Below are 26,773 nucleotides of genomic sequence, written 5' to 3'. Positions count from 1 at the left end.
GATCCCGGGACCTCCATCTTACCAAGATGGCGCTCTACCACTGAGCTATCGGGGCAACAGGTAAAACTATACAGGTCTTCAAGAATGCTCGCAAGCGGAAAAGCTATGGCATACACCACATTTAAGGCGGTCTGGTTCAGGAGGAGCGCACCACCCGCCGGAGGTCACCTCGCCCCTCCCCCAAACGCGCCCCAAACGCGCCCTAGGCTCACTCTCGGGGAATATGACAAAGACCGGCAGGAGAGCTCATCACTCCCCTACCGGTCTTTGAGGCACGTTATAAGGCTGCTAGCCGATCCTCTCAGTAGCCCCTCATAACGCAGGCTCTAGGCTTAGCCGCAATCTTAGTAGCGCTTGCCGCGGCCACCGAAGTCACGGCCACCGTCACGGTTACCGCGGTAGCCACCATCGCGGCGGTTATCGCGACCGCCGAAATCACGACCACCGTCGCGGTTGCCACGGTAGCCACCATCACGACGGTTATCGCGGCCACCGTCACGACCACCGAAGTCACGGTCGTTGCGCTTGCCACCGAAATCGCGGCCACCACGCTTGAAGTCACGGTCACCGCCGAAGTCACGGCCACCGTCACGGTTACCGCGGTAGCCACCCTCGCGACGACCACCGTCACGACGACCACCATCGCGGCGATCGAAGTCGCGGTAGCCGCCCTCACGACGACCGCCGCCGAAGCCGCGGCCACCGCCACCCTTGGGACCATTGTCCTTACGGATGTTGATGAACTCGCCAGCAATCTTGGTGTCGCGCAGGCGATCGAAGAAGTCGCGGGGCAGGTCCTCGGGCAGGCCAACAATGGTGAAGTGCTGGCGAATGTCGATGGAGCCAATCTGGGAGCCCTTAATGCCACCCTCGTTAGCCAGTGCACCCACAATAGCGCCTGCGGTCACGCGGGAGGAACGGCCAACGTTCAGCTTGTAGTTGACCATGCCCTCGTCGTTGTGTGCGCGCTTTGCCTTGCGGCCGCCGCGGTCCGAATCATCGTCGGAGAACGGGCGGGAGTTGCGTGCGATGTCCTCTTCCTCGTCAAGGAAGAAGGGGCGACCCTGCTGGGCGATAACAGCCAGCGCGGCTGCGATGTCCTCAGCGGTGGTGTCGTGCTCGTTCTCGTAGTCCTCGATAATCTGGCGGAAGAAGCTCAGGTCCTCAGACTCGATGGTCTCGGTAATCTGCTGTGCGAAGCGCTGCTTACGGGTCTCGTTCACTGCCTCTGCGGTGGGCATGTGCATCGGCTCGACCTTCTGGCGGGTTGCCTTCTCGATCTGACGTAGCATGTACTTCTCACGCGGGGTGACGAAGAGGATTGCGGCACCTTCGCGACCTGCACGGCCGGTACGACCGATGCGGTGCACGTAGGACTCGGTGTCGTGGGGGATGTCGTAGTTGACGACCAGGGAGATGCGCTCAACGTCCAGGCCACGTGCTGCCACGTCGGTTGCCACGAGGATGTCAATGCGGCCGTCACGCAGGGCGTCAACGGTCCGCTCACGCAGCTGCTGGGGGATGTCACCGTTAATCGCTGCTGCCGCGAAACCGCGTGCCTTCAGCTTGTCGGCAACTTCCTCGGTTTCCTTCTTGGTGCGCACGAAGACGATGATGCCGTCGTAGTTTTCGACCTCGAGCACGCGGGTCATTGCATCCAGCTTGTGGGAGTGCATGACCTGCATGTAGCGCTGGGAGATATTTGCGCTGGTGGTGGTCTTAGCCTTGACGCGGATCTCGGTGGGGTCGTTCAGGTACTGCTGAGCAATCTTGCGGATCGAGTTGGGCATGGTTGCGGAGAAGAGCGCAACCTGCTTGCTGTCGGGGGTGCCTTCGAGGATCTTTTCCACGTCTTCGGCGAAGCCCATGCGCAGCATTTCGTCTGCCTCGTCCAGTACCAGGTACTGCAGGTTGGACAGGTCCAGGGAGCCCTTTTCGAGATGGTCAATCACGCGGCCGGGGGTACCGACGACGACCTGCGCACCGCGGCGCAGACCGGCCAGCTGCGGGCCGTAGGGGGAGCCACCGTAGATGGGCAGGACGGTGAAGTCCTCCATGTGGGTTGCGTAGGAGGAGAAGGCTTCTGCAACCTGCAGAGCCAGCTCGCGGGTGGGTGCCAGGACCAGAACCTGGGTGTCGCGGGAAACGCCGTTGATGTCGGCGAGTTCAGCCATGCGGGACAGTGCCGGCAGCGCGAATGCTGCGGTCTTACCGGTACCGGTCTGTGCCAGACCGACCACGTCGTGGCCTTCGAGCAGCAGCGGGATGGTCTGTTCCTGGATGGGGGACGGCTTCTCGTAGCCTACCTCTTCCAGAGCTGCCAGGACGCGGGCGTCCAGGCCCAGGTCGGTGAAGCGTACGCCTTCTTCTTCAGCCTTGTCGGCGGTTTCTTCTGCGGGGGTTTCTGCAGTAGCTTCTGCGGTGGTTTCTTCTGCTTCTACAGCAGGGCTCTCAACGGTGTTCTCGGTGATGTTCTCAGTGGTCACAACGGTCTCTGCCTCGGCGTTCAGTTCGGCCGGGGTAGCAGTATTCTCAGTCAATTTTTCCTCTATACGGTAGGGGTGGAAGCGCACGCTTTTCGGCGCTTACCGGGTGTCCCCTTCACGGCCCAGCCACACATCATCCCCTGGGGAGTAGAACGTCCAGGGGTCCTCCGTACCGGCGCATTCTGCAGAGGTGTTCTGCGGATGCTGCGGGTAGCGGCTTTTGCTGGGGGTGGTCTTGAATTTCTCGGCACATTATCCGCACGCCCGTTCGTACTCTGCGCTTGGCGCACAGTAGTCCCTGTGGATCAGGGGTGTACAGGGTGGGTAATGCTCACATGCAATGTCACGTATTCCTGGTGGTTCGCCTTCCCGCTTACACGGCGGTGGTGTGTCTGTTACAGCAGACGCAGCAAAGACGCTGGACCAGAGATCGTTAAGAGAAGCCCGCGTGTTACGGTGTAAACCGTAAGTTTATGGGGCGTATCAATCGGTGATGGTGAGTACGGCGCACCTACAATTCCAGCACCACCTTGGGTGCCGGGTGCGCACAAGACCTTCATCGGGGGTTCCCGTGTTCTATCCAGTGTACAGCAGGGTCCCCACTTGAGCCATAAAAAGGTGCTTAAAACCTCATCTCTTAACGGCGAGCGCCCACCCCAGCATTTGCAGGGTGGGCGCTCATTGAGACGCTGAACCGAAGGGCTAGTCTACGCGGCGCACAATATCAATCGTGCCAACGGTCGCGTACTTAGCGTAGGAATGGCCGTAGCGGTCGGCCGCGTACTGTGCGGCGTTGGTCGGCGGGTTGCCGCCCCAGGAGTTGCTCCTGCGGTCGATGACCACGTAGTCGGGTGCGGGCTCACCGGTGTGACCGATCCAGTAGACGGTGCGGCCGGGAATCAGCTGAGTCAGAATCGACAGGTCAGAGGCGACCGACACCCCTTCGGGTACCTTCTGCACGGCATCCTGCTTCATCTGGTCGGTGGCGGTCAGAGCCGAGGCGGTGAACTGCGCATTGCCCAGGGAGGCGAGGGGCTGCTGGGAGCCTGCCACGAAGATCGGGGATACCGCAAGGAAGAGCGCCGCGGCGGGTAGAGCCCATACGGGCATGCGGCGTGCCATGGCGCTAAGGCGACCAGGTTCGGTGTTGGTCTGGGATTCCTCGGCGGAGGCACTATCAGCCGCGCGCGCAGCCGAGCGTACCGGAATTGCGGCGGGAACCACGCCGTAGCGTACACGCACGACGGCGTCCAGCAAGGCGAGGAAGACGACGGGCATGAGCACGAGCGAGTAGTGCCAGGTGCTTGCCCAGTAGGATTCCATGGTGGAGAGCAGACGCCAGGCGAGGGTCGGCAGGGCAATTGCCGCGAGCGGAGAAATCACCCAGAGGACAGCTCCGGTAATGAGCAGCAGTCCGAGGGTTGCCAGCTTGGTGTTGTTGCTGAGCATCTGCAGCGCTGAGCCGAAGGGGTCACCCAGGGCGGCGGAGAAGTTCACCTTGTCGGCGTAATCGAAGTTTCCACCGCTGTTGAAGTAGGGCAGGATCACGTAGACGGCGACGACCGACCAGAACACACCCCACATCATGACCATGGTGGATTCTGCGACGGCGGGGGTGCGTGCCCACGAGGAGTAGAGCTGCTGCATGCGGGTGCGCATGGGGGCGGGGGTTCCTGCGGAGAGGCGCGGCATCAGAATGTCTACGGCGGTGCTCAGCCAGCCGGTGCGGATAAAGATAATGAGGCCGATGGCTACAACAGTAATACCCATATCTTCTTTGACAAAGGCAATGGGCAGGGACCACCAGCAGGCGTAGGCGAGGTAGCGGGCACGTTCGGTGCCGCTCACTCGCGAGGCGAGAACCAGGTAACCGAGGCTCATGGCGAGCAGCGGCACGGCGAAGGCTACTTCATGGAATTGGGCGGCGATGGCCTGCTGAACGCCGAAGCTGAGGGCGAATCCGGCACCGAGCAGCAGACCGGTGAGGGTCGGGATGACACTCTGAAGTTTTGCGGACTGAGCGTTCTGCGCGGGTTCGTTCTTCTGCGCGTCCTCAGTCTTCTGTGCATCTTCAGTTTTCTGGGCGAGCGCGAAGGCACGCTGAGTGAAGCGCACAATGGCGAAGCTTGCGAAGGCGACCAGGGCGTTCTGCACCACCAGCAGGGTGGTCGGCGAGGGGAACAGCGCGTAGACGGGTCCCAGAAGCACCAGAATCGGGTGGAAGTGGTCACCCCAGAGGTTAAAGTCGGGCCCCTTAATCGGCACGATGGGCACGGAGAAGTGCGAGTACGCCTGCGCCATCTGAGTAAAAATCGCCAGGTCCCAGGAGGGGGTCACCCAGTGCTTCATCTGCTGAAGCGAGTAGTAGGTGTACAGCGCCATGACGGCGGCGGCAAGCAGCAGACCGGGCAGAAGTTCAAGGGGTCGGATGCTCTTGACGCGCTCGGTGAGGGACTGACGCGGCTTTTTCTGGGTACGCTGGCGGCGCGCGCCTGTAGCGGTGCCGCTCGTCGTTTCAGGTGCGTTAGTCGTCGAGGGTGCGTCATGTGCTTCCGGTGCCATAGGCGTCCTTCTCTCGGGGTGTATGTCCGGGCGTGGGCGCCCTTGTGAACGGGCGGAACGCATAGCCTGTGTTGTGCCGGTGGCGGAGTTTGCGTTCGTTCTCGCTCTACCCTTTAGGGTATCGCATTAGCGGCGTGCCTGCCCTGCCGAGTATTTCTGGTGCTTTAGCTGGGGGGCGTAGATTGGTGAGGCGTCGTCGATGAGGGAATAGACTGGTGGAGTGAGTACGATTCCTTCCTTAGCCCCCGGCGGCGCGACCCCTGGTGGTACGACCTCCGGTAGCCTCCCGGCAGCGGGTGTGCAGCGCGTCCGGCATCCTTTGGCGGCAGCTGGTGTACCCCATGCGCCGGCGTTTACGGATGTTCTTCAGGAGCCTACCATTCTTAGCCAGCCGCGCGTTCAGGTTCGTACTCTCTCCCCCGCCGCTTCGCCCCTTCCCGGTGCCCTGGCTCCCGAGGCGTGCGAGGTTGTGATTGAGCCGCATGTTCCGGTGCAGTTGGCGCAGACTTTGGGTTCGTTGCGCCGCGGTGCTCAGGATCTTTCGTATCGTGCGCTGAGCCGCGCGGATGGTGCCGAGCGAATCTGGGTGACGGCTCGCACGCCGTTTCACGAGTTCCCGGCGGTGCTGTACGCCGAACGTTTGGCACAACCAGCCGAGCTTCCCGAGTCTCTCCCCTCCCTGCATCGCCTGCTGATGCGCCCGGTGCGTATTCGCATCTGGGCTTCCTACGCTGCTGCCGACCAGCAGATGCAGGCGCGAACCGATCTTCAGGCGCTGGCGCAGGAAATGACGTACTGGTTGGGTTTGCACGACCCCGCAGAGCAGTTTGGCGCTCTGTCTTCTTTTGCTTCTCTTCCGCCGCGTGTTCAGCAGGCGTGGCGGCAGAATCCGGGGCTCCGCCTCAGTGCCTCGGGGCAGTTGGACCGGCAGATGCTCAACGCCGTTGTGGAGCAGCGCATCACCCAGACTGAAGCGTTCAGAACCCTGGGCTGGGTTCTGCGAAAGTACGGCTCCCCCGCCCCTTCGACCGGGTTGGAGCATCAGCCCGAAGGCATGCGCGTCTACCCGACCGCCCGGACCCTGGCGACGATTCCTACCTGGGATTGGCATCGGGCGGGCGTTGATAAAAGCCGCTACGATGCCGTGTACGCTTACGCACGTTCCGCCGAGTCTCTGAAAAACATTGCGGCAGAAGGCGACGTCGCGCTACTGGCGCGGAGCCTACACACTGTACGCGGCGTGGGCCCGTGGAGTATTTCCGAGGCTCTACAGCGCGTGTGCGGGCACCCGGACGCCATCAGCGTGGGTGACTACCATCTGGCGCACGCGGTCGGTGAGCTGTTCACCGGTCAGCGCACCGATGATGCGGGTATGCTCGCCCTGCTGGCGCCCTACAGCCCGCATCGGCAGCGCCTGGTGCGGCTCATGCACGCTTCAGGCTTTTCGAAGCAGCGCTACGGGGCACGCATGAGCATTGAGGATCACCGCGACCGCTAACGCTCCCTCACGAAGTTAAAAGGGGACGGGGCGCCCCTGCCGACTATGCCGGCGGGTGCGCCCCGTTCAAGCTCTTTTGTGGTGGTGAGCTTACTTCTTCTCTGCAGAGCCCTCTGCTGCTGCGATTTCTGCACGGACCTTGTCCATGTCGAGCTCGCGGATCGAACCGATCACGGTCTCCAGCTGGTCTTCGCGCAGTGCGCCAGCCTGCTGGTAAACCAGGATACCGCCACGGAAGCCCATGATGGTGGGGATGGAGGTGATGCCAGCTGCCTGAGCGAGCTGGCCCTGGTCCTCGGTGTCGACCTTGCCGAAAACGATGTCGCTGTGCTTCTCCGAAGCCGCCTCGTAGACGGGGGAGAACTGCTTGCAGGGACCGCACCAATCTGCCCAGAAGTCCAGGAAGACGATGTCATTGCTCTCGACGGTAGCAGTCAGGTTCTGCTGAGTAATTTCAATAGTAGCCATGAGATAAAGCTACACCCTCAAGACCCCAATCGCTAATTGTTCGCCCTGGGATTCAAACATTGTGAAAGATATGACAAATTGCCGTCATAGTTGGCTCTTTACACGGTAGTTTCAGCCGGTTCACGGGTGTGTCGCGAACATCCTGACGAACGCCCCTGCATCTGCTGCTGGAGGCGCCCGACTCGGCAACCGAAGCCCCCCCCGAGTGAGCTCTCCCTCCCCTCCCGCAAGAAAGCCCCTCGCGGACATCGGGAAAATACGGGCGCAACCACGGAAGGCCGCTGCGGGAGCCACCTTGAAACTGGTTTTAGATACACAAAAGCCCGGTTACTTTCGTAACCGGGCTATTTGTGGCAGGTGAGGGATTCGAACCCCCGTAGGCAGTGCCAGCTGATTTACAGTCAGCCCCCTTTGGCCGCTCGGGTAACCTGCCGCCTAGCTAGGTGCTAGTTGCTCGCTCAAGCGAACAGAGACTACTCTACAGCAGTTTTAGGGACTTGTACACTTCACATAGGGTTTTGTGACGAAGGTTATATTTCTGGCTGTATTTATCGTTTCTCGCCACCCAAGTCACCAAAGAGCCAAGAGCGCACGCTCATCGCGCATCCATATCTACCGCACATATCTATTGCAGCGCCCGCGCTCTCACCTCACGAAATAAAACCGTGAATAAAGCGCCACCGCCTACAGCAGTTTTAGAAGGAGCGGGACGGAGTGTCGCCGTCCTGCTCGAGCAGAAGCACGATCTCCAGGTGCTCCAGGTAGCGGCGCGCCTGCTCCACGGTGCACATGTCACCGGCGATCTCACGCTCCAGGTCACGGCGAACGCCACGGAAACGCGCCACCAGCGAAGGTTCCGTCAGAGTGATACCGATACCGTCAAAGGGAGAAGGCTCAGCATCTTCCTCGTGCAGATCAAGATGAATCTCGTGGTGGTCAGATTCGTTGAGACGCTCCGCCTCAGGAATACCCTCGGGCTCAGCACCCAGAGAGGTATGCAGGTCGATGAAAAGGAGGGTTTGCAGGTCGCGAGCTTCCTCGCTCGTGCACAGGTCCGTCGTGGACAGGTTAGGAGTGGTCATATTTCTATTGTCCTCTTTTAAGGTTAGTAACACCTGTAAAACAGGCTCGTTATTCTGATAGTTAGCTGTGAACAAGAGCCCCAACCCGGTAGGCTAGTACTAACCGGTGCCAGTAGCACCTCATTCACGAAAGGAAAGCCCATGGCTAGCGAATCGTCATTCGACATTGTGTCCAAGGTGGACAAGCAGGAAGTTTCCAACGCACTGCACCAGGCGCAGAAGGAAATCTCCCAGCGTTACGACTTCCGCGGCGTTGGCGCAGAAATCGACTACTCCGGCGATAAGATCCTCATCAAGGCAAACGCCGAAGAGCGCGCCCTGGCAGTGCTCGACGTTTTCCAGTCCAAGCTGGTCAAGCGCGGCATCTCCCTGAAGTCCCTGGACTCCGGCAAGCCCTACGCATCCGGCAAGGAAACCCGCATCGAGTGCTCCATCAAGGAAGGCATCGCGCAGGACCAGGCGAAGAAGATTTCCAAGATGATTCGCGAAGAGGGCCCCAAGGGTGTGAAGGCGAACATCCAGGGCGATGAACTGCGCGTCTCCTCCAAGTCCCGCGATGATCTGCAGGAAGTTATCGCAATGCTCAAGTCCGCTGACCTTGAGGTTGACCTGCAGTTCGTCAACTACCGCTAAACTCAGGCGGCACTCCCCCGCCCAGCGATGGGTGAGGGAGGCGGTTAGAAGCCGAAATGCAAAAATCCTCGGGGTGGCTACTTCCACAGTAGCCACCCCGAGGATTTTTTGTCTGCCGGCCCGTCATCGCGGGTCACAATCGTCACGCCGGGTCATATTCATACCCGGATAGTGCAAACAGAGAAAAGACTTAGTACTGACCCATCTCACGAGCCTGCTGCTGCAGGCGCGCAATACGCTGATCCATCGGCGGGTGAGTCGAAAGCATGTTCTTCAGCGAACCGAAGGGGTTCGCAATCATCATGGCGCTCGCCGCCTCGGTATTGCGGTTGTTCGGGTCCATCGGGTACATGGACACGCCGCTCTCCAGCTTGTTCAGTGCCGAGGCCAGAGCCAGCGGATCGCCGGTCAAACGTGCGCCGTCCTCATCGGCATCAAATTCACGGGTGCGGCTAATAGCCATCTGGATGACCTGCGTAGCAATGGGAGCCAGCAGGGCAATCACGAACATGGCGATGGGGTTCGAGCGCTCACCATCGCGGTTGGAACCGCCGAACATCGCACCGAACGAGAGGAACTGCGCGACCGTACCGATGATGGAGGCAATACCCGCCGCCACCGAGGAGGTCAGAATATCGCGGTTGTACACGTGCATGAGCTCGTGGCCGAGCACGCCGCGCATCTCACGCTCATCTAGCAACTGCAGGATGCCCTCGGTGCAGCACACCGCGGCGTTCTGCGGGTTACGACCGGTCGCGAACGCATTCGGGGTCATGGTCGGCGCCACGTAAAGAGCGGGCATGGGCTGGCCCGCACGGGAGGACAGCTCCTCCACAATGTCGTAGAGCACCGGGACCTCTTCACGGCTCACCGGGTACGCATTCATGGAGCGCAGGGCGAGCTTATCGGAGTTCCAGTAAGTGTACGCGACCGAACCCAAGCTAAACAGGCCCATAACCCAGATAAAAATGGAGGTGCGGAAAGTCGCCGAAAGCAGGCCACCGATAAGCAGCATCATGCCCACCATGGAGCCCATCAACAGGGCAGTTTTCAGTCCGTTGTTATGGCTGTGCATGGGTATCCTCCTGAACAATTAGGTCAGTGCGTACAGCGTGTACTTGACTCTATAGAATACGTGCAAGCACCCGCGGGCGCACCTTATGGCGCGCGGATTCACCCAGAGCGTCACCCAGACGCTAAAAGCGCGAGAAGAACTAGGGAATGGCGCCGGGGATATTCACCAGGGGCACCTGCTCCAGCACCTGCGCCGTAGCAGTCGGGAAAATACCCAGAAGAAGAATCGTGCCGTAAGCACCCAGAAAAAGGATGAAGAGCAGACCGAGCATCAGCTGCCCCTCCAGATCAAAGCCGGTAGTGGTGCTACGGTACTGACCGTAAATCACCGGGGTCACGATGGGCACACCAAAGAGCAGAATCATCAGCAGAATGTAGATGGGGTTTGTGAAGTCGTACACCATGACCCTATCCTCCTTGATGGTGATCGCCGGTGCGGGTTACTCTAGGTTCTTTGATTGTACGGCATCTCTTCACACCCGAGGCCGGGGTGAGGAGGGGCGCCACAGAGTGGATGAAAGGGACGCCCTGCCTGCTTATTATGAGCTTTTCATAAAATAATGATGAATTTCTCATAATAATGTGTAGACTTAAACCTATGACCGACGCAAAGACAACCTCCGATACGAAGAAGACCCAGAGCCCAGACCATCACAACACCGGTTGTGCCCACACCACCGGCCTGCCCCTGCTCTCAGCAATGAGTCCCGAGCACCTCGAAGAAGCATGGACCACCGGTCTGCGCACCAAGGGCCGCCGCGTCACCAAGCAGCGCCTCGCCGTACTCCACGCAGTGCAGGAACACCCGCACTCCACCGCCGACACCATCGTGCAGGCAGTCCGCGAGCGCATCCCCGCCATCACGGTTCAGTCGGTCTACGTTATTCTTGCCGACCTGACCGATATCGACCTGCTGCGTAAGTTCGAGCCGCCGGGAACCCCCGCCCTCTACGAAACCCGAACGGGCGACAACCACCACCACGCCTTCTGCGTACGCTGCGGCAAGGTCGAAGACGTGGACTGCGCGGTTGGCTCCGCACCCTGCCTGACCCCCAGCGATTTTCACGGCATGGCGCTCTTCAGCGCAGACGTACTCTACCAGGGCGTGTGCGTAGACTGCCAGACCGAACAGGAGGCGGCTCTCGCCCGAACCCAGCAGGAAGCGGCAGCACGCGCCCTAGCGGCATAACCCTATAGAGCTCGGGAAATCGGGCAGGCTCGGTCATGAGAGCTTTTAAACCGTTGAGGCGGCGACACTACTCGTGTCGCCGCCTCAACGGTTTAAGTTATTTAATGCAGGAGCTTAGGCACCCATGCGGGGCTGCGAGTCCACAATCTCCAGCAGCTCGCGGATCTGTGCCGCGCTCAGCACGGTGGAGGGGTTAATCGCATTCACCTTCACGCTCGGTGCACCAATATCCAGGGCGTAACGCAGAATATCCAGGGCGTTCGCCGAACGCACCTCAATATGCGGGTCCAGCGCCGCAATCTCGATGGGTGAGGTGAACACCAGCAGGCTCTGCGGGTTGCCGTTCTCATCCGGATCAAACACGAAGGACGTACCGGACGGGTCAGCCGGGTCAACGCCCACCAGCAGCACGGACGCCGGAGACACCAGCGAGCCGAGTAGCATCTGCATGTTGTCCTGCACCAGCGCCATCTTCGCACCGTCATTGCGCGGAGAAGTGACAATCCACTGCACCTGAGCGCGCTCAATGTAGCACTCGTGATCGGTGCCGGGATCAACCACAATCAGGTCCAGCGCCTCATTGTTGAGGAAATCGATGAAGACCTTCATCGCCGGTTCGCGCAGAATCAGCTCGTCGCCCTCGGATTCCTGACGCACGTAGCTCTTACCAATGTGCTCGGAGGAGGAGAAAACGCACAACGCCTGCATGCCGGTCTCGGGCATGCGAATGACCTGGTGGGTCAGCACCGATTCGGGGCCCATCACGTCCGTCTCGGAGGGAATCAGCAGGGAGCCGGTCGCATCCAGCAGAACGTCGCCGCCGAGCATCGTGCGGACCACGTTAATGAGGGTTCGCTCCTGCACATCGTTACGGAAGGTTTCCAGGGCGGCGACCAGGTAGGGGTTCGGGATCTCGTGCTCACTCGAAGACAGCGCCGAGGCAGCAGAGTGGCGGGCGCGACCCTCCATACGTTCACGAGCCCACTGCGGGATACGCAACGCATCACGCGGGAACTCAGCCAGGTGCTCACGCACGTCGGTCGCGGTCAGGGTGCCCTCGTTCTTCCAGCTGTCGGGCTCATCGTCACGGTTATAGGAGGCACCCACGCTGAACTGCGGGTTCGGCCAACCGGTCGCCGCCACCACAATGGAGGCGGTGAACCAGGTGCCGCGGTTACCGTCGTAGGCGGCACGCTGCAGCTTGCGGACCTCAGCAATAATGGGCGAGCCGTCCTTGAGCGGGCCGATGGTACCAATGAACTCTTCACCATCGCGGAATTCACGCACGCGCACGAAAATCTGACCGGCCAGAGGCTTGACGTCCAGCACCATTTCGCTCCAGCCGGGGTCAACACTAACGACATCCAGCAGCCAGCTTCCAATATTGTTCAGCGCATCCTGAATGCGCGCGGCGCGGCTACTCGTCTCGGCAAGGCGGGGTTCAGTCATAGTTCATACATCCTTGAGTGTGAATACGGCGCGGCTGGAGGCATCCGTGTTCGGTCGTATCAGTCGGCTTACAGGGTGCCGGAAGAAGCCGTCACTTCGATTCTAACGAACACGGGCACTCCACGCAGATAGTTTACGCCGAAAGATATATGCTCTACCTCTCCCCTGCACCTCTCCAGGCGGCCCATTCGACCCTCTTAACGTCCAATACGCCTAAAGCGCACCCCGAAACCGGGGATACACGGCATAGTGAACGCTAAAAGGTTGATAATCTTGAAGCATGACGAATTCTCTGCAGGACCTTATCGACGCATCGATCTTTATCTCCACCGAGTACCAGGCTCGACTCGCTGAGCTCGTGGGTACCTCCGAGTGGAACGTGGACTTCACCTCCCAGTCTCTGGACTTTGAGACCACGCCCCCGCTTTCGCTCAAGCCGCACCTGCTGGGCACCGAATCCGAGAACCGCGGTACTTGGATTTGGTCTTGGCAGCAGCTGGGCTACTTCCCCGACTCCGTTGTTTCTGCCGCTATTCAGGCGCGCGAAGCCGGTGAGCGTGACGGCCTGACCGAGCTGACCACCGACGAACTGCCCCTCTCCGAGTCCCTGGCACGCCGACTCACCCTGGCAACCAAGACCATCAGCGGCCTGTACGCACACTACCCGCTACCCGCGGGTGCTGGCGTGCGCGCATGGACCCTGCTGGAGGGTGCTGAGCTGACCCTCGAGGCACCGACCTACAAGGGTATCGGCCGTGTCATCGCGAAGACCCTGCAGAGCGAAGAGATTCACAACCAGGTTCTGGCGGTGGACTCCTACGCTCAGCAGCGCGGCTTCCACATTGCCTGGGACACCGAGGCAACCGCCGTGCTGACCGCAACCGACGGCGCGCTGCGCCTGTGGTTCGACGACGGCCGAATCAGCGGCATCGAGCAGGCTGAGCCTCAGGTTGGCCCCGAGGTTCTGGAGCAGTGCGCAGCCGCTGCCGCTCAGCGCCGCGAATCCCTCGCCGCACTGCGCGCCGAGATTGAGCGCGTGGCAGCCGCAGAGGCAGCCGCTCAGAACGCACAGCGCGAGCAGGAGGCGGCAGAACGCGCCGCCGCACGTGCCGAGGCTGAGGCTGAGCGCGCTGTCGAGATTGCAGAGCACGCACCGGTCGCAGAGACCGAGGTGCCCGGCGTCGAGAGCACCGAGAACCTCTACCCCGCCGACGAGGCTCCCTTCGATCAGGAACCGGCAGAGCACGCAGAGCCCGGCCTGGTCACCGTGGAGACCCTGCCCGGCGAGTACGAGGCAGAGGAAACCGAGCAGGCTCGCGTCTACACCGACGAGTCTATCGGTGCCGAGCAGCCCGAGTACGAGACCGTTGAGGCTTCCGTAGAGTACGCTGATGAGCCGGTCGCAGCTGAGCCTGTTGCTGAGCAGCCCGCCGAGGCCGAGCACTACGAAGAGCACGCAGAGTACGAGGAGCAGCACGTGGAGCCCATCCGCAACGCTGGTGCAGCTCCCGACCTGCAGGCAGAGCACGAAGAGGCAGCCCGCCGCAAGCAGGAAGAAACTGCACGCCGCGAGGCAGAGCAGCCCAAGAAGAAGGGCTTCTTCTCCCGCTTCTTCGGCCTCTAAACCGAATACACAGCAACACTTCAGGCGCGGTATCCTCGTGGTACCGCGCCTGTGGCGTCCCTAGCGTATGCAACACCCCGTATCGGGTACAGTAGTGTGCACGCGTCGAAACCTGTGTGGGTGCCCAGCCGGTACATCCCGATGAATAGCGACAGAAGAACGTAACCGAAAAATCAGGTCAGAAGAAACCATGTCAGAAACGCAGAAGCACACCACCCGCAACGGGTTTATCACCATCATCGGCACCTACCTCATCTGGGGCATGCTCCCCCTGTATTTTGTGCTGATGACGCCGGCAGGACCGATTGAGATTGTGGTGGCGCGAGTGGTCTTCTCCCTCATTTTCTGCGCCCTGCTACTACCGATTTTGCGGGCAACCGCGGACTTCCGCCGCGCTCTCAAGGACCGCCGCATCATGCTGGTGCTGACGGCGGCTTCGCTCCTCATCTGCGCGAACTGGCTCATCTACGTGATGGCAACAACCAGCGGTCACACGATTGATGCGTCCCTGGGATATTTCATTAACCCGCTGGTCTCCGTGGTGCTGGGCGTGATTTTCCTGCAGGAGCGCCTGCGCGCCGCGCAATGGGTATCCGTCGCGATTTCATGTATCGCGGTGCTGATGATGAGCCTCATCTACGGTCAGGTGCCCTGGACGGGTCTGGGCGTGGCGTTCTCCTTCGGCATCTACGGCCTGCTCAAGGCACGCGTAGCCCACGACGTGAGCCCCCTCGTCTCGCTGTCCCTGGAGACCTTTATCCTGGCACCCTTCGGCATTGCCGCCCTTTTTGTGCTCAACGCTCAGGGACAAATGACCCTCTTCAGCGAAGGCGCCGGACACTTCTGGCTTCTCGCATCCACCGGCGTGGTCACCGTTGTTCCGCTGATGCTCTTTGCCGCGGCAACCAAGGCTCTGCCGCTCTCGGTCATTGGCATGGTGCAGTACCTGGGCCCGACCATCCAGTTTGTTCTGGCGCTGACCGTTCTGCACGAGCAGATGAGCGCCGATAAGGTGTTGGGTCTGAGCCTCATCTGGATTGCGCTCATCATCTTCACCGTGGATGCGGTGCGCGCCTCCCGCTCCTACCGCGCCTCCGCGCTGTCCGACCCGGAAACCGGCATGATCCCGCTCGTGCAGGCTGAAGACGTACAGAGCAAGTAGCGCCCCCTCTCCCACCCGTATAAAACACAGTGATGCCCCGCCGGCTAACGCCAGCGGGGCATCACTTTATATCACGCTCACACGCTAAAGCTCAGAACCCTGAGCCTCAGCAGCATCATCGAGAGCATCCAGGTCCGGATGACGGTGCAGGTTCAGCAGAGCCAAACCCAGACCACCCCAAATGATCAGGATTGCCACAACGAGCATCACAATTGCAGAGATAGACATGAGGGCTCCTAACGGGTAACGGTCGAATCAACGTGGCCGTGCTCAACCTGACCGGCAATCACCGGAGGTGCCGGAGGCTCTTCAGCCGCACGAGACTTCTTCGACCAGGGCAGAAGAGAAACAACAATCGCGCCCACCAGAATCAGCGCGCTCATGCCCCAACCAAAGATTGCCAGCAGATCCGTGGGGTAACCCTCATAGGGGGTTGCCACAAGCTTAATGACGCTCTGAATCAGGGAGTAGCCCAGAACCAGCGGGGTCACGACAGCCAGCAGAATCATCCAAATCTTGCCGACCTTGATGGAGGAGTAACGGTTCAGGTGCTCAGCCAGAGCGGGCAGCGCGCGCACCACATACGCCACAACGATAATGGCGCACAGACCAGCAGCCAGAATACCGAAGAGGTTCACGAAGTTATCGAGAATATCCAGTACGTACAGACCGGTGGTGGTCGGCATCAGCAGCAGCGAAATCAGAGCCATCGGAACAATCACCAGAGTGGTAGATGCCAGACGGGAGGTCGCGAACTTATCCTGAATACCCGCAATAATCACCTCAAGAATCGAAATAAGGGAGGTGAAACCAGCAAAGAGCAGGGAGCCGAAGAAGAGGATACCGATCAGCACGCCACCGGGCGCCTGAGAAATAATGGTCGGGAACGCAATGAACGCCAGACCAATACCGCTGGTCGCAACCTCGCTCACCTGGGTGCCAGCAGCCTGAGCCATGAAGCCCAAAGCAGCGAACACACCGATACCGGCAAGAAGCTCAAAACCGGAGTTCGCGAAACCAACCACAGCACCGGAACCGGTCAGGTCAGTCTTAGGCTTCAGGTAGGAAGAGTAGGTGACCATAATGCCGAAGCCAATGGACAGCGAGAAGAAAATCTGGCCGTACGCAGCAACCCACACCTCCGGGTTAGCCAGGGAGTCCCAGCTGGGGGTGAACAGAGCATTCAGACCGTCCACAGCACCGGGCAGGGTCAGCGAGTAAATCACCAAACCAACGAACATGACCAGCAGCAGCGGGATAAAGATAATGTTGGCTGCGCCCACACCCTTCTGAACGCCCAGAGCCATCACAGCAAGCAGAACGCCCCACACCAGCACCATAGGAATCAGGACGTTCATGTTGAAGTCCAGGGAGACGCCGGGATCCTTTGCAACCTTCAGGAACTCACCCTGGAAGAACGCCTTCGGGTTATCGCCCCACTCATTGGTGAAGGAGAAAACCATGTAACGCAGAGCCCACGCCACAATAGCGGCGTAGTAGATAGCAATCACGAAGTTAATACCCATGTGCCACCAGCCGATGAACTCGGTCTTACGGTTCAGACGGCGGAAAGCAAGCGGGGACGACGCACGCGCACGGTGACCGATAGCGTAGTCAAAGAAAAGGAAGGTCAGACCGGCGGTTAGCAGGGCGACAATGTAGGGAATCATGAAGGCGCCGCCGCCGTTATCAAATGCGATGTAGGGGAAACGCCAAATATTGCCCAGACCAACAGCAGAACCGATGGCGGCAAAGATAAAGACGCGACGGCTAGAGAAGCCTTCGCGCTTCGTGGGCGCCTTAGGGGTAGATGCTCCCATAGTTGTAAACCTCGAATGTGTGGGGACGCGGATGGTTGGTGCGAGAATAACCCGTCGGGGTGGTTGGGCTCTGCTCGCGTCCAGAAATAGTAAACGGCTCTCCAACACGGGTTGGGCGTGGGAGCCGTCAGAGGTCTGAGGGGCGGATGTGCACCTCAGGCATGCCTATAAGGATTACCTTAAAGGCATATAGCGGTCAAGAAGACCCCAGCATGCGGAAGCTTTCGGAGGGTGAGAGCAGCCCCAAACCACCCCAAAAACCGGCACTGACTAGCCGTAACACAGAAAACCCCCGCCAAATCTGACCGGATTCGGCGGGGGTTTTGAAGTATGAGACACCCGAAAGTCATGAGACTCGGGTACACGCTACACGGCGGGTTTTAGCCTTCGCGGTGAACCACAGCGTGCGCGAAGGACTCCAGCGCAGCCTTCGCGGTGGACTCGGGCAGCGGAGCAATCGCAGCGATTGCACGGTCCGCCCAGTCGTAGGCGATCTGCCATGCTTCCTGGGTGACCGGGTGAGCGGCGAGCGCCTCCACGGCTGCTTCCAGTGCCTCGTCGGAGCTCAGGTCGGCATCCAGCAGGGCGCGAACAGCAATAGCGGATTCGTCGCCGGCGGCTACCGCACGGTCCAGCAGGATGGTCGGCAGGGTGGGCACGCCCTCGCGCAGGTCGGTGCCGCGGGTCTTACCGCTGGTTTTGCCATCGCTGACAATGTCGATGACGTCATCAGCCAGCTGGAATGCCACGCCGACCAGCTCGCCGTACGCCTTAACCATGGAGATGACCTCTTCGGAAGCGCCCGAAAGCAGGGAGCCGTACTCGCCGGCAGCTGCAATCAGGGAGCCGGTCTTGCCCTCAATGACCGCGATGTAGTGGTCGAGCAGGTCCTGGCCCTCGCGGGGGCCGGTGGTTTCGAAGAGCTGACCGAGTACCAGACGCTCGAAGGTCTGGGACTGAATCTTCATGGGGCGGGTACCCAGCTCGGACACCAGCAGGGATGCGCGGGAGAAGATCAGGTCGCCGGTGAGAATTGCGACGGAGTTACCCCAAATCATCTGGGCGCTGTCCACGCCGCGGCGCTTGGGGGCATCGTCCATGACGTCGTCGTGGTAGAGGGTCGCCAGGTGGGTCAGCTCAACAACCACGGCGGCTTCGATGACGTCATCGTTGATTTCGCCGTCGACAGCTGCCGAGAGCAACGCCAGCAGGGGGCGCACGCGCTTGCCGCCCGCGGAGAGCAGGTGGCGGGATGCGACATCCGCCAGGTGGTCGGTCTGTGCGATTGCCTCTGCCAGGCGCTCCTCAATACGCGCGAGGGAGGAAAGAACCTGCGGACCCAGCTTGGGGTCTGCGGCGATGAGTTCGAAGCCTGCGGGAAGCTTCAGGTCGAGGTCTCCCAGCAGGTCGGTTGCGGCGATGGGCTGCTCTGCGTTGCTCACGATGTCTTCTATCTTCTTGGTGTTGGTGTCTTCAGTGGTATTAGTGTCTTCGGTGGTGTGTGAACGCGGTGTTTAGGCGCTATGTGCTTCGGGCTTGAAGGCGCGGTGAATCGCGACAATACCGCCGGTAAGGTTGCGGTACTGTACGGAGGTGAAGCCCGCCTCCTTGAACTTCTGCGCCAGTTCCTGCTGGTTGGGCCAGGCGATGATGGACTCGGCAAGGTATTCGTAGGATTCGGGGTTGGAGGAGATTGCGCGGGCGATCGGCGGGATTGCCTTCATGATGTAGTTCTTGTAGACCGCGCCGAAGGGGGCGAAGGTCGGGGTAGAGAACTCGAGGATGACGATGCGTCCGCCGGGCTTGAGTACGCGGTAGATTTCGCTCAGTGCCTTGGGGTAGTTGGCGACGTTGCGCAGGCCGTAGGACATGGTCACTGCGTCGAAGGTTTCGTCGTCGAAGGGTAGGGCGGTGACGTCTGCCTGCACGAAGGTCATGTCGGGGCGGCGACGGCGGCCCACGTCGAGCATGCCTTCGGAGAGGTCTGCTGCGATGACATCTATGCCGGCGTCGGCGAAGGGTTCGGAGGAGACGCCGGTACCTGCGGCTACGTCCAGCACTTTCTGACCGGGGTGCGCGTCTACGGCTGCGACTGCCTGCTTGCGCCAGTAGATGTGCTGGCCGAGGGAGAGGATGCCGTTCATGAGGTCATAGCGTTCGGCTACGGTATCGAACATGGCGGCGATGTCGCTGGTTTTCTTGTCTAGGGTTGCGCGGGTTGCGCGGGTGTTCTTCTCTGCGTTCACGCTCTCAATTGTGGCATGGAGGTTACTAGATTCGATAGTTGGGTAAACCGTAGTAGTGTCGCACGGTGCGTTAAGGTGCGTTCTGGAGTGGTTTTCGAGTCGCTAATTCGGGGTTTTATTCAGTTTTTGGGAGTGTGAATTATCCATATTCAGCAAAAATTTATGAATATTTATGTATATACTTGCATTTTTTAACATAGGGGCGCACAATAGACCATAGATTTCATAGAGCACACCTCACACAGGAGCATCCCAATGAACACCGCAATCCTCAAGAAGGCATCCCTCAAGCCCCTCGCACTACTGGCAGTACTGCCCCTAGCGCTGACCGGCTGCGTCTCCACCGCCAACGAGAACACCGACCCTAACGGCGAGGTCAGCCTCGTCAAGTCCGGCACCCTCAGCGTCTGCACCAACACCCCCTACAAGCCCTTCGAATACGAAGAGAACGGCACCATCGTCGGCCTGGACGCAGACATCGCCAACGCTATCGCCTCCGACCTGGGCGTGAAGGCTCAGCTGACCTCCATCAGCTTCGAGGGCCTGGACTCCGGTACCGGCCTGGCCACCGGTCAGTGCGATATCGCCCTTGCGGGTATCGGCGTAACCGATGAGCGTAAGAGCAAGATGGAATTCACCACCGTCTACTTCGACGACAACCTGGCAATCCTGGTTCCCAAGGGTTCCTCCATCACCTCTGCCGCAGATCTGAAGGGCGTGAGCGTTGGTGCGCAGCAGGCAACCAGCGGTGAAACCTACGCCAAGGAAAACGGTGCAGAGGTCATCCAGTACGAAGACACCTCCCTCATGTTCTCCGCTCTGAAGACCGGTCAGGTCAAGGCAGTCGCAGCGAACCTCTCCGTGGTATCCGAGGCACTGACCAATGATCCGGACTCCTTCAAGATCGCCTACCAGGATTCCGAGAACACCGAGCAGATTGCCGCAGCAGTTTCCTCCAACAACAAGGCACTACTGACCAAGGCAAACGCCACCATCGCCAAGCTCAAGGAAAACGGCGAGCTCGACAAGATGAAGGCCAAGTGGGTTGGTGCCACTTCCTCCACCTCCGCGAGCGCCTCTTCCTCCGCTTCCTAAGCATCTAGCCGGTTAGCCTCTCCCCCAATTCAGGAGTACCTTATTACTTTTGGGTTGGGGGATTCTCCGGCCTCTACCCTTGTGAGCGTATAAAACGCTCTTGACCGAACAGCACACGGATAAGAAAGCGCATGTCCTCTAAACTCTCACCCCGTCAGAAGCAGAAGCTCTTCCGCTACGCACAGTACGCCCTTCTGGCAGTTATCGCTCTGGCAGCCATTCTTTTGGCTGACTGGAAGACCCTCAGCCAGCAGGTATTCAACCTGGACGTTGCGGCTCAGCAGTTCCCCGACGTCATCACCGTGGCGTTAAAGAACACCCTGCTGTACACCACCTTGGGCTTCATCGTGGGCCTCTCCGGCGGTCTGCTGCTGGCGCTCATGCGTATTTCCTCTATCGCCCCCTACCGTTGGATTGCGACCCTGTACGTGGAGCTTTTCCGCGGCATCCCGGCGCTGCTGGTTTTCTTCGCGTTCGGTTACGGTATTCCTCTGGCGTTCAAGATCCGCTTCGTGGATAACCTGATTCCGGTGACCCTGTCCCTGGGTATGGTTTCGGCAGCTTACATTAGTGAGGTTCTGCGTGCGGGCCTGCAGGCAATCCCGAAGGGCCAGATGGAGGCGGCACGCTCCCTGGGTATGTCCCACACTCGCGCGATGATTTCGATCATTATTCCTCAGGCGTTCCGCGTGGTTCTGCCCCCGCTGACCAACGAGGTTATCCTGCTGACCAAGGACTCCTCCCTCGTGTACCTGCTGGGCGTGACGGTTTCTCAGTACGAGCTGGCGAAGTTCGGTCGTGAGGGCCTGACCGCCGCTAACGCGGGCCTGACTCCCCTGGTGGTTGCGGGTCTGTGCTACCTGATTATCACTGTTCCGCTGGGCCAGCTCTCCGCATACTTTGAGCGCCGCACTCAGCTTGCGGGCCGCAAGTAAGCGCAACGACAGATACGGATTACGGAAGATACTATGACTGATTCAACTTCATCCATGGCCGCCTCTTCGGTGCGCATTTCTAACCTGCACAAGTCCTACGGCAAGGTTCAGGTTCTCAAGGGCATTGACATGCAGGTCGAGCCGGGCGAGGTCGTGTGTCTGATCGGCCCTTCGGGTTCCGGTAAGTCCACCCTGCTGCGTTGCGTGAACCTGCTGGAGGAGCCGAACGACGGCACCATCATGGTGGGCGATACCGAGGTCACCGACCCGGACGTAGACATTAACCGCGTGCGTACCCACATGGGTATGGTGTTCCAGCAGTTCAACCTGTTCGGCCACCTGAACATTCTGGATAACTGCACAATCGCTCAGATTAAAGTTCTGGGCCGTTCCAAGGCTGAGGCGGAGGCGGTTGCCCTCGAGCAGCTCGCCAAGGTTGGTCTGGAAGGCAAGGAAGACCGCTTCCCGGCTCAGCTGTCCGGCGGTCAGCAGCAGCGTGTGGCTATTGCACGTGCGCTGTCCATGAACCCGGACCTGATGCTCTTCGATGAGCCGACCAGTGCACTCGACCCGGAGATGGTCGGCGAGGTTCTGAGCATTATGCGCAACCTTGCTGACGAGGGCATGACCATGATCGTGGTGACTCACGAGATGGCGTTCGCCCGCGAGGTCGCCGATAAGGTCGTCTTCATGGCAGATGGTGTGGTCGTGGAGGAGGGCCCCGCCGATCAGGTGATTGGCAACCCCCAGCACGAACGTACTCGGGCTTTCTTGGCGCGCGTGCTCGATCCGACCCATGCCGTAGTAGACTAGTACTAGCTCTTGAAAAACGTAGCGGGCGGTGCTGTACGAAACATTCTGTTTCGCGCAGCACCGCCCGCTTTTTAATGCTCTAGTTCGCCGCTATTTCGGCTCTAGAAGATACGGCGCGCAACCTTGTCAAAGAGACGGTCCGGCAGCACGGTATGCAGGAACACGGAGGGCTTAGCACCAAAACCTACCAGGTAGCGGGTCTTGGGACGGCGCGCCTCCAGGGCTCGCAAAATAGCGTTAGAGATAACCTTGGGCTCTGAAAGGTTAGAGGAGGGCGAGTAGAGCTTACGCATATTTGCCGCAACGCGCTGCGCCTGAGCCGCGTAGACACCGTTTCGGGAGGATTCCTCGAGGTGGTCTGCCGCAATGAGTCCCCAGGGGGTTTTGATGCCGCCGGGCTCGATAATGACCACGTCGATACCGAACTCTTCAACCTCCATGCGCAACGCATCGCTGAACGCTTCGAGGGCGTACTTGGTGGCGTGGTACCAGGCACCCAGGGGCGAGGTAATACGCCCCGCCATCGAGGAGATGTTCAGGATGCGCCCGCTACCCCGTGCACGCATATGCGGCAGCACCAGCTGGGTGAGGCGCGCCAGGCCGAAGAGGTTCACCTCGAACTGGCGGCGTGCCTCGTCGATGGGGACGTCTTCAATGGCGCCGTAGGATCCGTAGCCTGCATTGTTGATGAGCACGTCAATGCGACCTTCTGCGTCAATAATCTGCTGTACGGCGGCTTCCATGGATGCTTCATCGGTAACGTCCAGGCTGAGCGCTTTCACGCCCTCGGAGGCGAGCTCTTCAATCTTCTCAACGCGGCGGGCGGCACCGTAGACGATGTAGCCGTAGCGCACCAGTAGCGGCGCCACGTCGTAGCCGATACCGGAGCTGGCGCCGGTGAGAAGAACGACGGGGCGTTGCAGTGACTTGGGCATTGCGTATCCTTTCGGGTTGCTCCCTGGAATGTTAGCGGGCGTATTAGCGGGAGCGTACTTCTCAGGGTACGCCCGCGCTGGGTCAACCGGGGTGCAGAAAGCTCAGGGCGTAGCGTGAGGGTATTCTCGCCGGCATATGTGAGGGCAGGAGGACAGAGAAAAAGCTCGCCGCGGCATCCGGTGCAGATGCGGCGGCGAGCTAAGGTTTTGGGGTCAGGGGTTTTGGGGCCGGGGATTAGACCTCTTCGACGTCAATATTGACCTTGGGTTCGGGGTGCGATTCGCCGGTCAGCATGGTCACCAGCAGGGTGGAGTCCTTCACGGCGCGCAGGGAGTGCAGCAGCTTGGCGGTCACGTGAATCGGCTTGCCGGGCACCAGGGTAATATCGCGGTCCTTCACGTGGAAAATCACCTCGCCCTTGAGCACCTGCACAAAGATGGGGTGCACGCTGTGGTGCTCGTGCCAGGACTGGCCTGCAGCCAGTTCCATGAGGGTCAGGTTGCCGCCGTCGGCATCAACAATCTTGCGGGCCTGGGGCTTATCTTCAAAGGGGGTCAGCGCTTCGGTGAGCTGGGGGAATACGAGGACGCGGCCTTCATGGGTACCTGCCATGGTACAAACCTTTCTTGTCAGGGATGAGTGAAAGGGGGCGCGCACCCCCTCCCTATATTTGGTATATAAAATACTAAATTAGTTATATTGTATTCCCCTCCCCGCAACGGGACAATACCTCAGCTCACACCGAGCCAAAACACCCCGCGCAGGGAGGGGAACAACAATTATTTACTGGTAACTCCACACCTTCGAATAGGCGGAGCGATTACTATTACGCGGACGCAACAGATTCACCATCAATGCCGTCGTACCAAAGCTCACCGCAATAATCATGCAGGTCGCCGCGGTAAACGCACCGCCGGGAATCGGCGCAAAAATCGCGATCAGATACAGGATGACCGCGCAGAACGACAGGAACAGCGTCGCAATCGTCATCAACGGCACCAGCACCAAACCGCCACGCGCCGCCACCGCAAAATCTGCCGGACGTACATAACGCAGCACGCCCATACCCACAACCGTCCAGATGGCGGTGACCAGGATAGCGGTCACCACATCCGCCGGGCGGTGCCAACCATTAATAATCGTGGAGGCACCCGTCAGGCAGGTAGCAAACGCCGCACACAGAGCCACCGTGGGCCGCAAAAAACGAGGTGCCGCAAGGAAGAGCGCCGCGCCAGCCGCCGCGGCGAAGGTCGTGTGGCCGCTGGGTGCCGAGTTGCTCAGCGCCTCCTGAACGCCCAGGTCGGGCTTCACAATCAGATAGTGCTTGAGCAGATACGTACTCGTCACCGCGGCAGCCGCGACCAGCACACCAATCAGCGAGGGCAGGAACCGGTGCTTCCAAATCAGCACCGCAACCAGACCCAAAACGGCAATCACGCCGACAACCGCGGGAAGAGAATCCAACGCGGTCAGGGTCGGACCGCGGTAGCTCTTGAACTGGTGTGCGTACTCGGTGTACGCCTGCTCATCCACCTGCTGGCCGGTCGCAGTATAAATAAAGAACGCGAACGCACCGTACAGAGACAGCCCCAGGAACAGCAGCGCCATAATGTGGCGCATCAGAACGCCGGTACTCGGAAGGTGCATGATTTCCCCCTCACCGGGACGGTTCACCGGGCGGCCCGAAGCATCCACGGGCACCTGACCGGTCTGAACATACGCACCGTTCGGATAAGCCGCGGCAGGATACGCCTCCGGAGGGTACGCCACCGGTTGCTGAGGTACCTGCTGAGGCGCCTGCGGCGGCACACGCTGGGGAAGCGGCTGCTGGGCACTTATCTGTTCAGCACCCATCTGAGGAGCACCCATGTGTCCCGCGCCCATATTGGCGTTCAGCGGGTAACCGCTTACCGGAGGCCTCGGCGGGTCAAGGCGACGCGTAGCCTGCAGAGGCTCATCCGCGCTGTAGTTCCCCTGGGAGGCGCGTTCCTGTGCGGAGGGAATCGTCTCGGGTATCTGAATGGGGGCGCGGTAGGCGCGCGGCAGAGGGCGGGTCGCGCCAATAACTTCCGTAGAGTCTTCAGAATCAGCGGGCGCAACAGTCTCGTGGGCGTTGAGCACCTGGGTAGCGTCCTGATAATCGGAGAGCACCTGCGTCTCATCAGAGGAAAACACCGTAGTGGGTGCGTTATCAGCCACGGCTGCATGCACGTCAGCGGGGTGAAGCACACTGGTAGCATCAAGCTTTTCGGAGCTCTCCCAACCGGAGTTTTCCGAACCCGATGTATTTGCCGGTGTTTTCTTCTTCATAACCCTTCGTACCTTCTTGCCCTCATGCCTGTTAGCCATACCCGAGCCCGCCGATGTCCGCTGTCAAAGCGGCAGCCCCCAAGCTGCCGCATCGCGCGCGACATCGTTCGAGTCATCGGGCGAATAACTACCTACTATCCCAGGTTAAGCTATGAAAAACTAAAGTTTTTTCGACCACAACCTGAGAGTTTCCAGAGAATGCGAAACGGGTTGCGAGCGCACCCACGTCAGGGCGGAATGCTATGGTGAGCTCATAGCGCATCGACGAAGGGTAGATACCTTGAATATCAGCATGAGCGTGCCGCCTCTCGGCTACGGTTTTCGCCTCACGAACACTCCCCTGCCGCCCCTGCAGGAGGTTCTGGAGAACCTTTTCACGGTCGAAATTCCGATGACCGTGACCTTCCGCGGGGTCAATAGCCGCCAGAGCGCGCTGATCCGCGGCCCGCACGGCTGGGGTGAATTCGCGCCCTTCCTCGAGTACGGTGCGCAGGAGTCTGCCGCGTGGCTCGCCTGCGCGTTGGAGGCGGCGTGGCTACCCGCCCCGGAGCCGGTGCGTACGCGCATCCCGCTGAACGCGACCCTGCCCGCGGTACCCGCCGAGCGTGTGCCGGAGGTGCTCGCCAAGTACGAGGGCGAGATTCAGGAACTCAAAATTAAGGTGGCTGAGAAGGGCCAGAGCCTCGCCGACGATATTGCCCGCGTGGCGGCGGCGCGAAAAGCGCTCCCGAATGCACGTCTGAAGGTGGATGCGAACATGGGCTACACCCTCGACGGTGCCCTCGAGGCGCTCCGCAAGCTCTGCGAGTACGGCATTATTTACGCCGAGCAGCCCGTGGCGACCATTGAGGATATGGCGGCGCTCCGCTACGCCATCGCCAAGGAGGGGCTGCCCGCTCGCATTGCCGCTGATGAGTCGATCCGTAAGGCGGAGGATCCGCTCAAGGTGGCTCGCGCGAACGCCGCGGACCTGATGGTTATTAAGGCGGCGCCGCTGGGTGGTGTGCGTCGTGCCCTCGCTCTGGTGGAGCAGGCGCAGCTACCGGCGGTGGTTTCTTCTGCGCTGGAGTCTTCGGTGGGCATCGCCACCGGTGCATCCCTGGCGGCTTCCCTGCCGACCCTGAGGTACGGGTGCGGTCTGGGCACGGTCTCCCTCATGGCTGAAGACGTCACCGATGAGCCGCTCATCGCCCGCGACGGGTTCATGGACCTGCGCGCCATCACCCCCAGCCCGCAGCGCCTGGCGCGTCTTGCCACCGATGAGCAGACCCACCAATGGTGGGTGGAACGCGTCACCGCCTGCTACCGCGTTCTGGAACGCGCCGCTGATCTGTAACGGTTAGCGCTGTAACGATGAGGTCGTGAAGGGTAACCAAAACTGAAGGAAAAAG

General features: G+C 60.3%; 23 protein-coding genes and 1 tRNA gene. 9 read left to right on the top strand and 15 right to left on the bottom strand.

The window, feature by feature from the left end:
* Positions 1 to 344 precede the first annotated feature (344 nt).
* Positions 345 to 2,540: a DEAD/DEAH box helicase gene (locus QZ822_RS06210; RefSeq protein ID WP_294643350.1), complete on the bottom strand. Its 2,196-nt coding sequence runs from the start codon at positions 2,538 to 2,540 to the stop codon at positions 345 to 347.
* A 648-nt stretch (positions 2,541 to 3,188) separates the two neighbouring features.
* On the bottom strand, positions 3,189 to 5,048 hold the full coding sequence (locus QZ822_RS06205) for a DUF2079 domain-containing protein (RefSeq protein WP_294643348.1): 1,860 nt from the start codon (positions 5,046 to 5,048) through the stop codon (positions 3,189 to 3,191).
* A gap of 220 nt (positions 5,049 to 5,268) precedes the next feature.
* Here QZ822_RS06205 and QZ822_RS06200 point away from each other — a divergent pair, with 220 nt between their 5' ends.
* A complete protein-coding gene (locus tag QZ822_RS06200; protein WP_294643347.1) occupies positions 5,269 to 6,546 on the top strand; it encodes a DNA-3-methyladenine glycosylase in 1,278 nt (425 codons plus the stop codon).
* A gap of 90 nt (positions 6,547 to 6,636) precedes the next feature.
* Here the strand turns inward: QZ822_RS06200 and QZ822_RS06195 are convergent, their stop codons facing one another.
* The 3 genes from QZ822_RS06195 to QZ822_RS06185 all read right to left on the bottom strand — a co-directional run bounded on the left by QZ822_RS06195 (position 6,637) and on the right by QZ822_RS06185 (position 8,096).
* Positions 6,637 to 7,014: a co-chaperone YbbN gene (locus QZ822_RS06195; RefSeq protein ID WP_005504813.1), complete on the bottom strand. Its 378-nt coding sequence runs from the start codon at positions 7,012 to 7,014 to the stop codon at positions 6,637 to 6,639.
* A gap of 351 nt (positions 7,015 to 7,365) precedes the next feature.
* Positions 7,366 to 7,447, bottom strand: a tRNA-Tyr gene (locus tag QZ822_RS06190).
* Between the two features lie 262 nt (positions 7,448 to 7,709).
* On the bottom strand, positions 7,710 to 8,096 hold the full coding sequence (locus QZ822_RS06185) for a hypothetical protein (protein WP_294643346.1): 387 nt from the start codon (positions 8,094 to 8,096) through the stop codon (positions 7,710 to 7,712).
* Between the two features lie 141 nt (positions 8,097 to 8,237).
* Between QZ822_RS06185 and QZ822_RS06180 the strand changes: the two genes are divergently transcribed.
* The gene (locus QZ822_RS06180; protein WP_005508322.1) at positions 8,238 to 8,729 is read left to right on the top strand and encodes a YajQ family cyclic di-GMP-binding protein; all 492 of its coding nucleotides are present in this window, start codon (positions 8,238 to 8,240) and stop codon (positions 8,727 to 8,729) included.
* A 190-nt stretch (positions 8,730 to 8,919) separates the two neighbouring features.
* Here QZ822_RS06180 and htpX read toward each other — a convergent pair whose 3' ends face one another.
* Positions 8,920 to 9,804, bottom strand: a complete 885-nt coding sequence (gene htpX / locus QZ822_RS06175) for a zinc metalloprotease HtpX (protein ID WP_294643344.1) — start codon at positions 9,802 to 9,804, stop codon at positions 8,920 to 8,922.
* Positions 9,805 to 9,943: 139 nt separating this feature from the next.
* On the bottom strand, positions 9,944 to 10,207 hold the full coding sequence (locus tag QZ822_RS06170) for a hypothetical protein (RefSeq protein ID WP_005504804.1): 264 nt from the start codon (positions 10,205 to 10,207) through the stop codon (positions 9,944 to 9,946).
* A 194-nt stretch (positions 10,208 to 10,401) separates the two neighbouring features.
* Between QZ822_RS06170 and QZ822_RS06165 the strand changes: the two genes are divergently transcribed.
* Positions 10,402 to 10,992 (top strand): Fur family transcriptional regulator, encoded by a 591-nt coding sequence (locus tag QZ822_RS06165; RefSeq protein WP_294643342.1) that lies wholly within the window; start codon positions 10,402 to 10,404, stop codon positions 10,990 to 10,992.
* Positions 10,993 to 11,106: 114 nt separating this feature from the next.
* Here the strand turns inward: QZ822_RS06165 and QZ822_RS06160 are convergent, their stop codons facing one another.
* Positions 11,107 to 12,441, bottom strand: a complete 1,335-nt coding sequence (locus QZ822_RS06160) for an SseB family protein (RefSeq protein WP_294643340.1) — start codon at positions 12,439 to 12,441, stop codon at positions 11,107 to 11,109.
* 280 nt (positions 12,442 to 12,721) lie between these two features.
* On the opposite strand from QZ822_RS06160, the gene QZ822_RS06155 reads away from it, so the two are divergent.
* Both QZ822_RS06155 and rarD read left to right on the top strand, forming a co-directional pair.
* Positions 12,722 to 14,065 carry a DUF6882 domain-containing protein gene (locus QZ822_RS06155; RefSeq protein ID WP_070819368.1) on the top strand — a complete coding sequence of 448 codons (1,344 nt, stop codon included), beginning with the start codon at positions 12,722 to 12,724 and terminating at the stop codon, positions 14,063 to 14,065.
* Between the two features lie 190 nt (positions 14,066 to 14,255).
* On the top strand, positions 14,256 to 15,227 hold the full coding sequence (gene rarD, locus QZ822_RS06150; protein ID WP_294643337.1) for an EamA family transporter RarD: 972 nt from the start codon (positions 14,256 to 14,258) through the stop codon (positions 15,225 to 15,227).
* An 84-nt stretch (positions 15,228 to 15,311) separates the two neighbouring features.
* Here the strand turns inward: rarD and QZ822_RS06145 are convergent, their stop codons facing one another.
* From QZ822_RS06145 to QZ822_RS06130, 4 genes are all read right to left on the bottom strand, one after another.
* Positions 15,312 to 15,455, bottom strand: coding sequence for a methionine/alanine import family NSS transporter small subunit (locus QZ822_RS06145; RefSeq protein ID WP_005504798.1), 144 nt, complete (start codon positions 15,453 to 15,455; stop codon positions 15,312 to 15,314).
* An 8-nt stretch (positions 15,456 to 15,463) separates the two neighbouring features.
* Positions 15,464 to 17,047 (bottom strand): sodium-dependent transporter, encoded by a 1,584-nt coding sequence (locus QZ822_RS06140; protein WP_060824372.1) that lies wholly within the window; start codon positions 17,045 to 17,047, stop codon positions 15,464 to 15,466.
* 380 nt (positions 17,048 to 17,427) lie between these two features.
* Entirely contained in the window at positions 17,428 to 18,489 is a 1,062-nt protein-coding gene (locus QZ822_RS06135) for a polyprenyl synthetase family protein (RefSeq protein WP_294643335.1), read from the bottom strand.
* Between the two features lie 72 nt (positions 18,490 to 18,561).
* Positions 18,562 to 19,293: a demethylmenaquinone methyltransferase gene (locus tag QZ822_RS06130; RefSeq protein ID WP_294643333.1), complete on the bottom strand. Its 732-nt coding sequence runs from the start codon at positions 19,291 to 19,293 to the stop codon at positions 18,562 to 18,564.
* Between the two features lie 255 nt (positions 19,294 to 19,548).
* Here QZ822_RS06130 and QZ822_RS06125 point away from each other — a divergent pair, with 255 nt between their 5' ends.
* From QZ822_RS06125 to QZ822_RS06115, 3 genes are all read left to right on the top strand, one after another.
* Positions 19,549 to 20,388 (top strand): ABC transporter substrate-binding protein, encoded by an 840-nt coding sequence (locus QZ822_RS06125; protein WP_294643331.1) that lies wholly within the window; start codon positions 19,549 to 19,551, stop codon positions 20,386 to 20,388.
* A 131-nt stretch (positions 20,389 to 20,519) separates the two neighbouring features.
* A complete protein-coding gene (locus QZ822_RS06120) occupies positions 20,520 to 21,323 on the top strand; it encodes an amino acid ABC transporter permease (protein WP_005504788.1) in 804 nt (267 codons plus the stop codon).
* A gap of 33 nt (positions 21,324 to 21,356) precedes the next feature.
* On the top strand, positions 21,357 to 22,136 hold the full coding sequence (locus QZ822_RS06115) for an amino acid ABC transporter ATP-binding protein (protein WP_294643328.1): 780 nt from the start codon (positions 21,357 to 21,359) through the stop codon (positions 22,134 to 22,136).
* A 101-nt stretch (positions 22,137 to 22,237) separates the two neighbouring features.
* Here QZ822_RS06115 and QZ822_RS06110 read toward each other — a convergent pair whose 3' ends face one another.
* The 3 genes from QZ822_RS06110 to QZ822_RS06100 all read right to left on the bottom strand — a co-directional run bounded on the left by QZ822_RS06110 (position 22,238) and on the right by QZ822_RS06100 (position 25,382).
* A complete protein-coding gene (locus QZ822_RS06110) occupies positions 22,238 to 23,071 on the bottom strand; it encodes an oxidoreductase (protein WP_294643326.1) in 834 nt (277 codons plus the stop codon).
* A 235-nt stretch (positions 23,072 to 23,306) separates the two neighbouring features.
* Positions 23,307 to 23,684 carry a cupin domain-containing protein gene (locus tag QZ822_RS06105; RefSeq protein ID WP_049327511.1) on the bottom strand — a complete coding sequence of 126 codons (378 nt, stop codon included), beginning with the start codon at positions 23,682 to 23,684 and terminating at the stop codon, positions 23,307 to 23,309.
* A 171-nt stretch (positions 23,685 to 23,855) separates the two neighbouring features.
* Positions 23,856 to 25,382, bottom strand: a complete 1,527-nt coding sequence (locus tag QZ822_RS06100; RefSeq protein WP_294643324.1) for a phosphatase PAP2 family protein — start codon at positions 25,380 to 25,382, stop codon at positions 23,856 to 23,858.
* A 292-nt stretch (positions 25,383 to 25,674) separates the two neighbouring features.
* Between QZ822_RS06100 and QZ822_RS06095 the strand changes: the two genes are divergently transcribed.
* On the top strand, positions 25,675 to 26,718 hold the full coding sequence (locus QZ822_RS06095) for an o-succinylbenzoate synthase (RefSeq protein ID WP_294643322.1): 1,044 nt from the start codon (positions 25,675 to 25,677) through the stop codon (positions 26,716 to 26,718).
* Positions 26,719 to 26,773 lie beyond the last annotated feature (55 nt).

The sequence above is a fragment of the uncultured Rothia sp. genome (genome assembly GCF_916715725.1).
GTDB lineage: Bacteria > Actinomycetota > Actinomycetes > Actinomycetales > Micrococcaceae > Rothia.
Note: the sequence above shows the minus strand (reverse complement) of the source record. Positions and strands in the feature narration are given on the sequence as shown.

Bases quoted from the DNA above. Each gene is read 5' to 3' on its own strand.
- QZ822_RS06125 (WP_294643331.1), top strand. From the start codon at position 19,549: ATGAACACCGCAATCCTCAAGAAGGCATCCCTCAAGCCCCTCGCACTA.
- QZ822_RS06170 (WP_005504804.1), bottom strand. From the start codon at position 10,207: ATGGTGTACGACTTCACAAACCCCATCTACATTCTGCTGATGATTCTG.
- QZ822_RS06115 (WP_294643328.1), top strand. From the start codon at position 21,357: ATGACTGATTCAACTTCATCCATGGCCGCCTCTTCGGTGCGCATTTCT.
- htpX (WP_294643344.1), bottom strand. From the start codon at position 9,804: ATGCACAGCCATAACAACGGACTGAAAACTGCCCTGTTGATGGGCTCC.
- QZ822_RS06165 (WP_294643342.1), top strand. From the start codon at position 10,402: ATGACCGACGCAAAGACAACCTCCGATACGAAGAAGACCCAGAGCCCA.
- QZ822_RS06180 (WP_005508322.1), top strand. From the start codon at position 8,238: ATGGCTAGCGAATCGTCATTCGACATTGTGTCCAAGGTGGACAAGCAG.
- QZ822_RS06140 (WP_060824372.1), bottom strand. From the start codon at position 17,047: ATGGGAGCATCTACCCCTAAGGCGCCCACGAAGCGCGAAGGCTTCTCT.
- QZ822_RS06185 (WP_294643346.1), bottom strand. From the start codon at position 8,096: ATGACCACTCCTAACCTGTCCACGACGGACCTGTGCACGAGCGAGGAA.
- QZ822_RS06100 (WP_294643324.1), bottom strand. From the start codon at position 25,382: ATGAAGAAGAAAACACCGGCAAATACATCGGGTTCGGAAAACTCCGGT.
- QZ822_RS06110 (WP_294643326.1), bottom strand. From the start codon at position 23,071: ATGCCCAAGTCACTGCAACGCCCCGTCGTTCTTCTCACCGGCGCCAGC.
- QZ822_RS06145 (WP_005504798.1), bottom strand. From the start codon at position 15,455: ATGTCTATCTCTGCAATTGTGATGCTCGTTGTGGCAATCCTGATCATT.
- QZ822_RS06160 (WP_294643340.1), bottom strand. From the start codon at position 12,441: ATGACTGAACCCCGCCTTGCCGAGACGAGTAGCCGCGCCGCGCGCATT.
- QZ822_RS06205 (WP_294643348.1), bottom strand. From the start codon at position 5,048: ATGGCACCGGAAGCACATGACGCACCCTCGACGACTAACGCACCTGAA.
- QZ822_RS06120 (WP_005504788.1), top strand. From the start codon at position 20,520: ATGTCCTCTAAACTCTCACCCCGTCAGAAGCAGAAGCTCTTCCGCTAC.
- QZ822_RS06155 (WP_070819368.1), top strand. From the start codon at position 12,722: ATGACGAATTCTCTGCAGGACCTTATCGACGCATCGATCTTTATCTCC.
- QZ822_RS06095 (WP_294643322.1), top strand. From the start codon at position 25,675: ATGAGCGTGCCGCCTCTCGGCTACGGTTTTCGCCTCACGAACACTCCC.
- QZ822_RS06195 (WP_005504813.1), bottom strand. From the start codon at position 7,014: ATGGCTACTATTGAAATTACTCAGCAGAACCTGACTGCTACCGTCGAG.
- rarD (WP_294643337.1), top strand. From the start codon at position 14,256: ATGTCAGAAACGCAGAAGCACACCACCCGCAACGGGTTTATCACCATC.
- QZ822_RS06105 (WP_049327511.1), bottom strand. From the start codon at position 23,684: ATGGCAGGTACCCATGAAGGCCGCGTCCTCGTATTCCCCCAGCTCACC.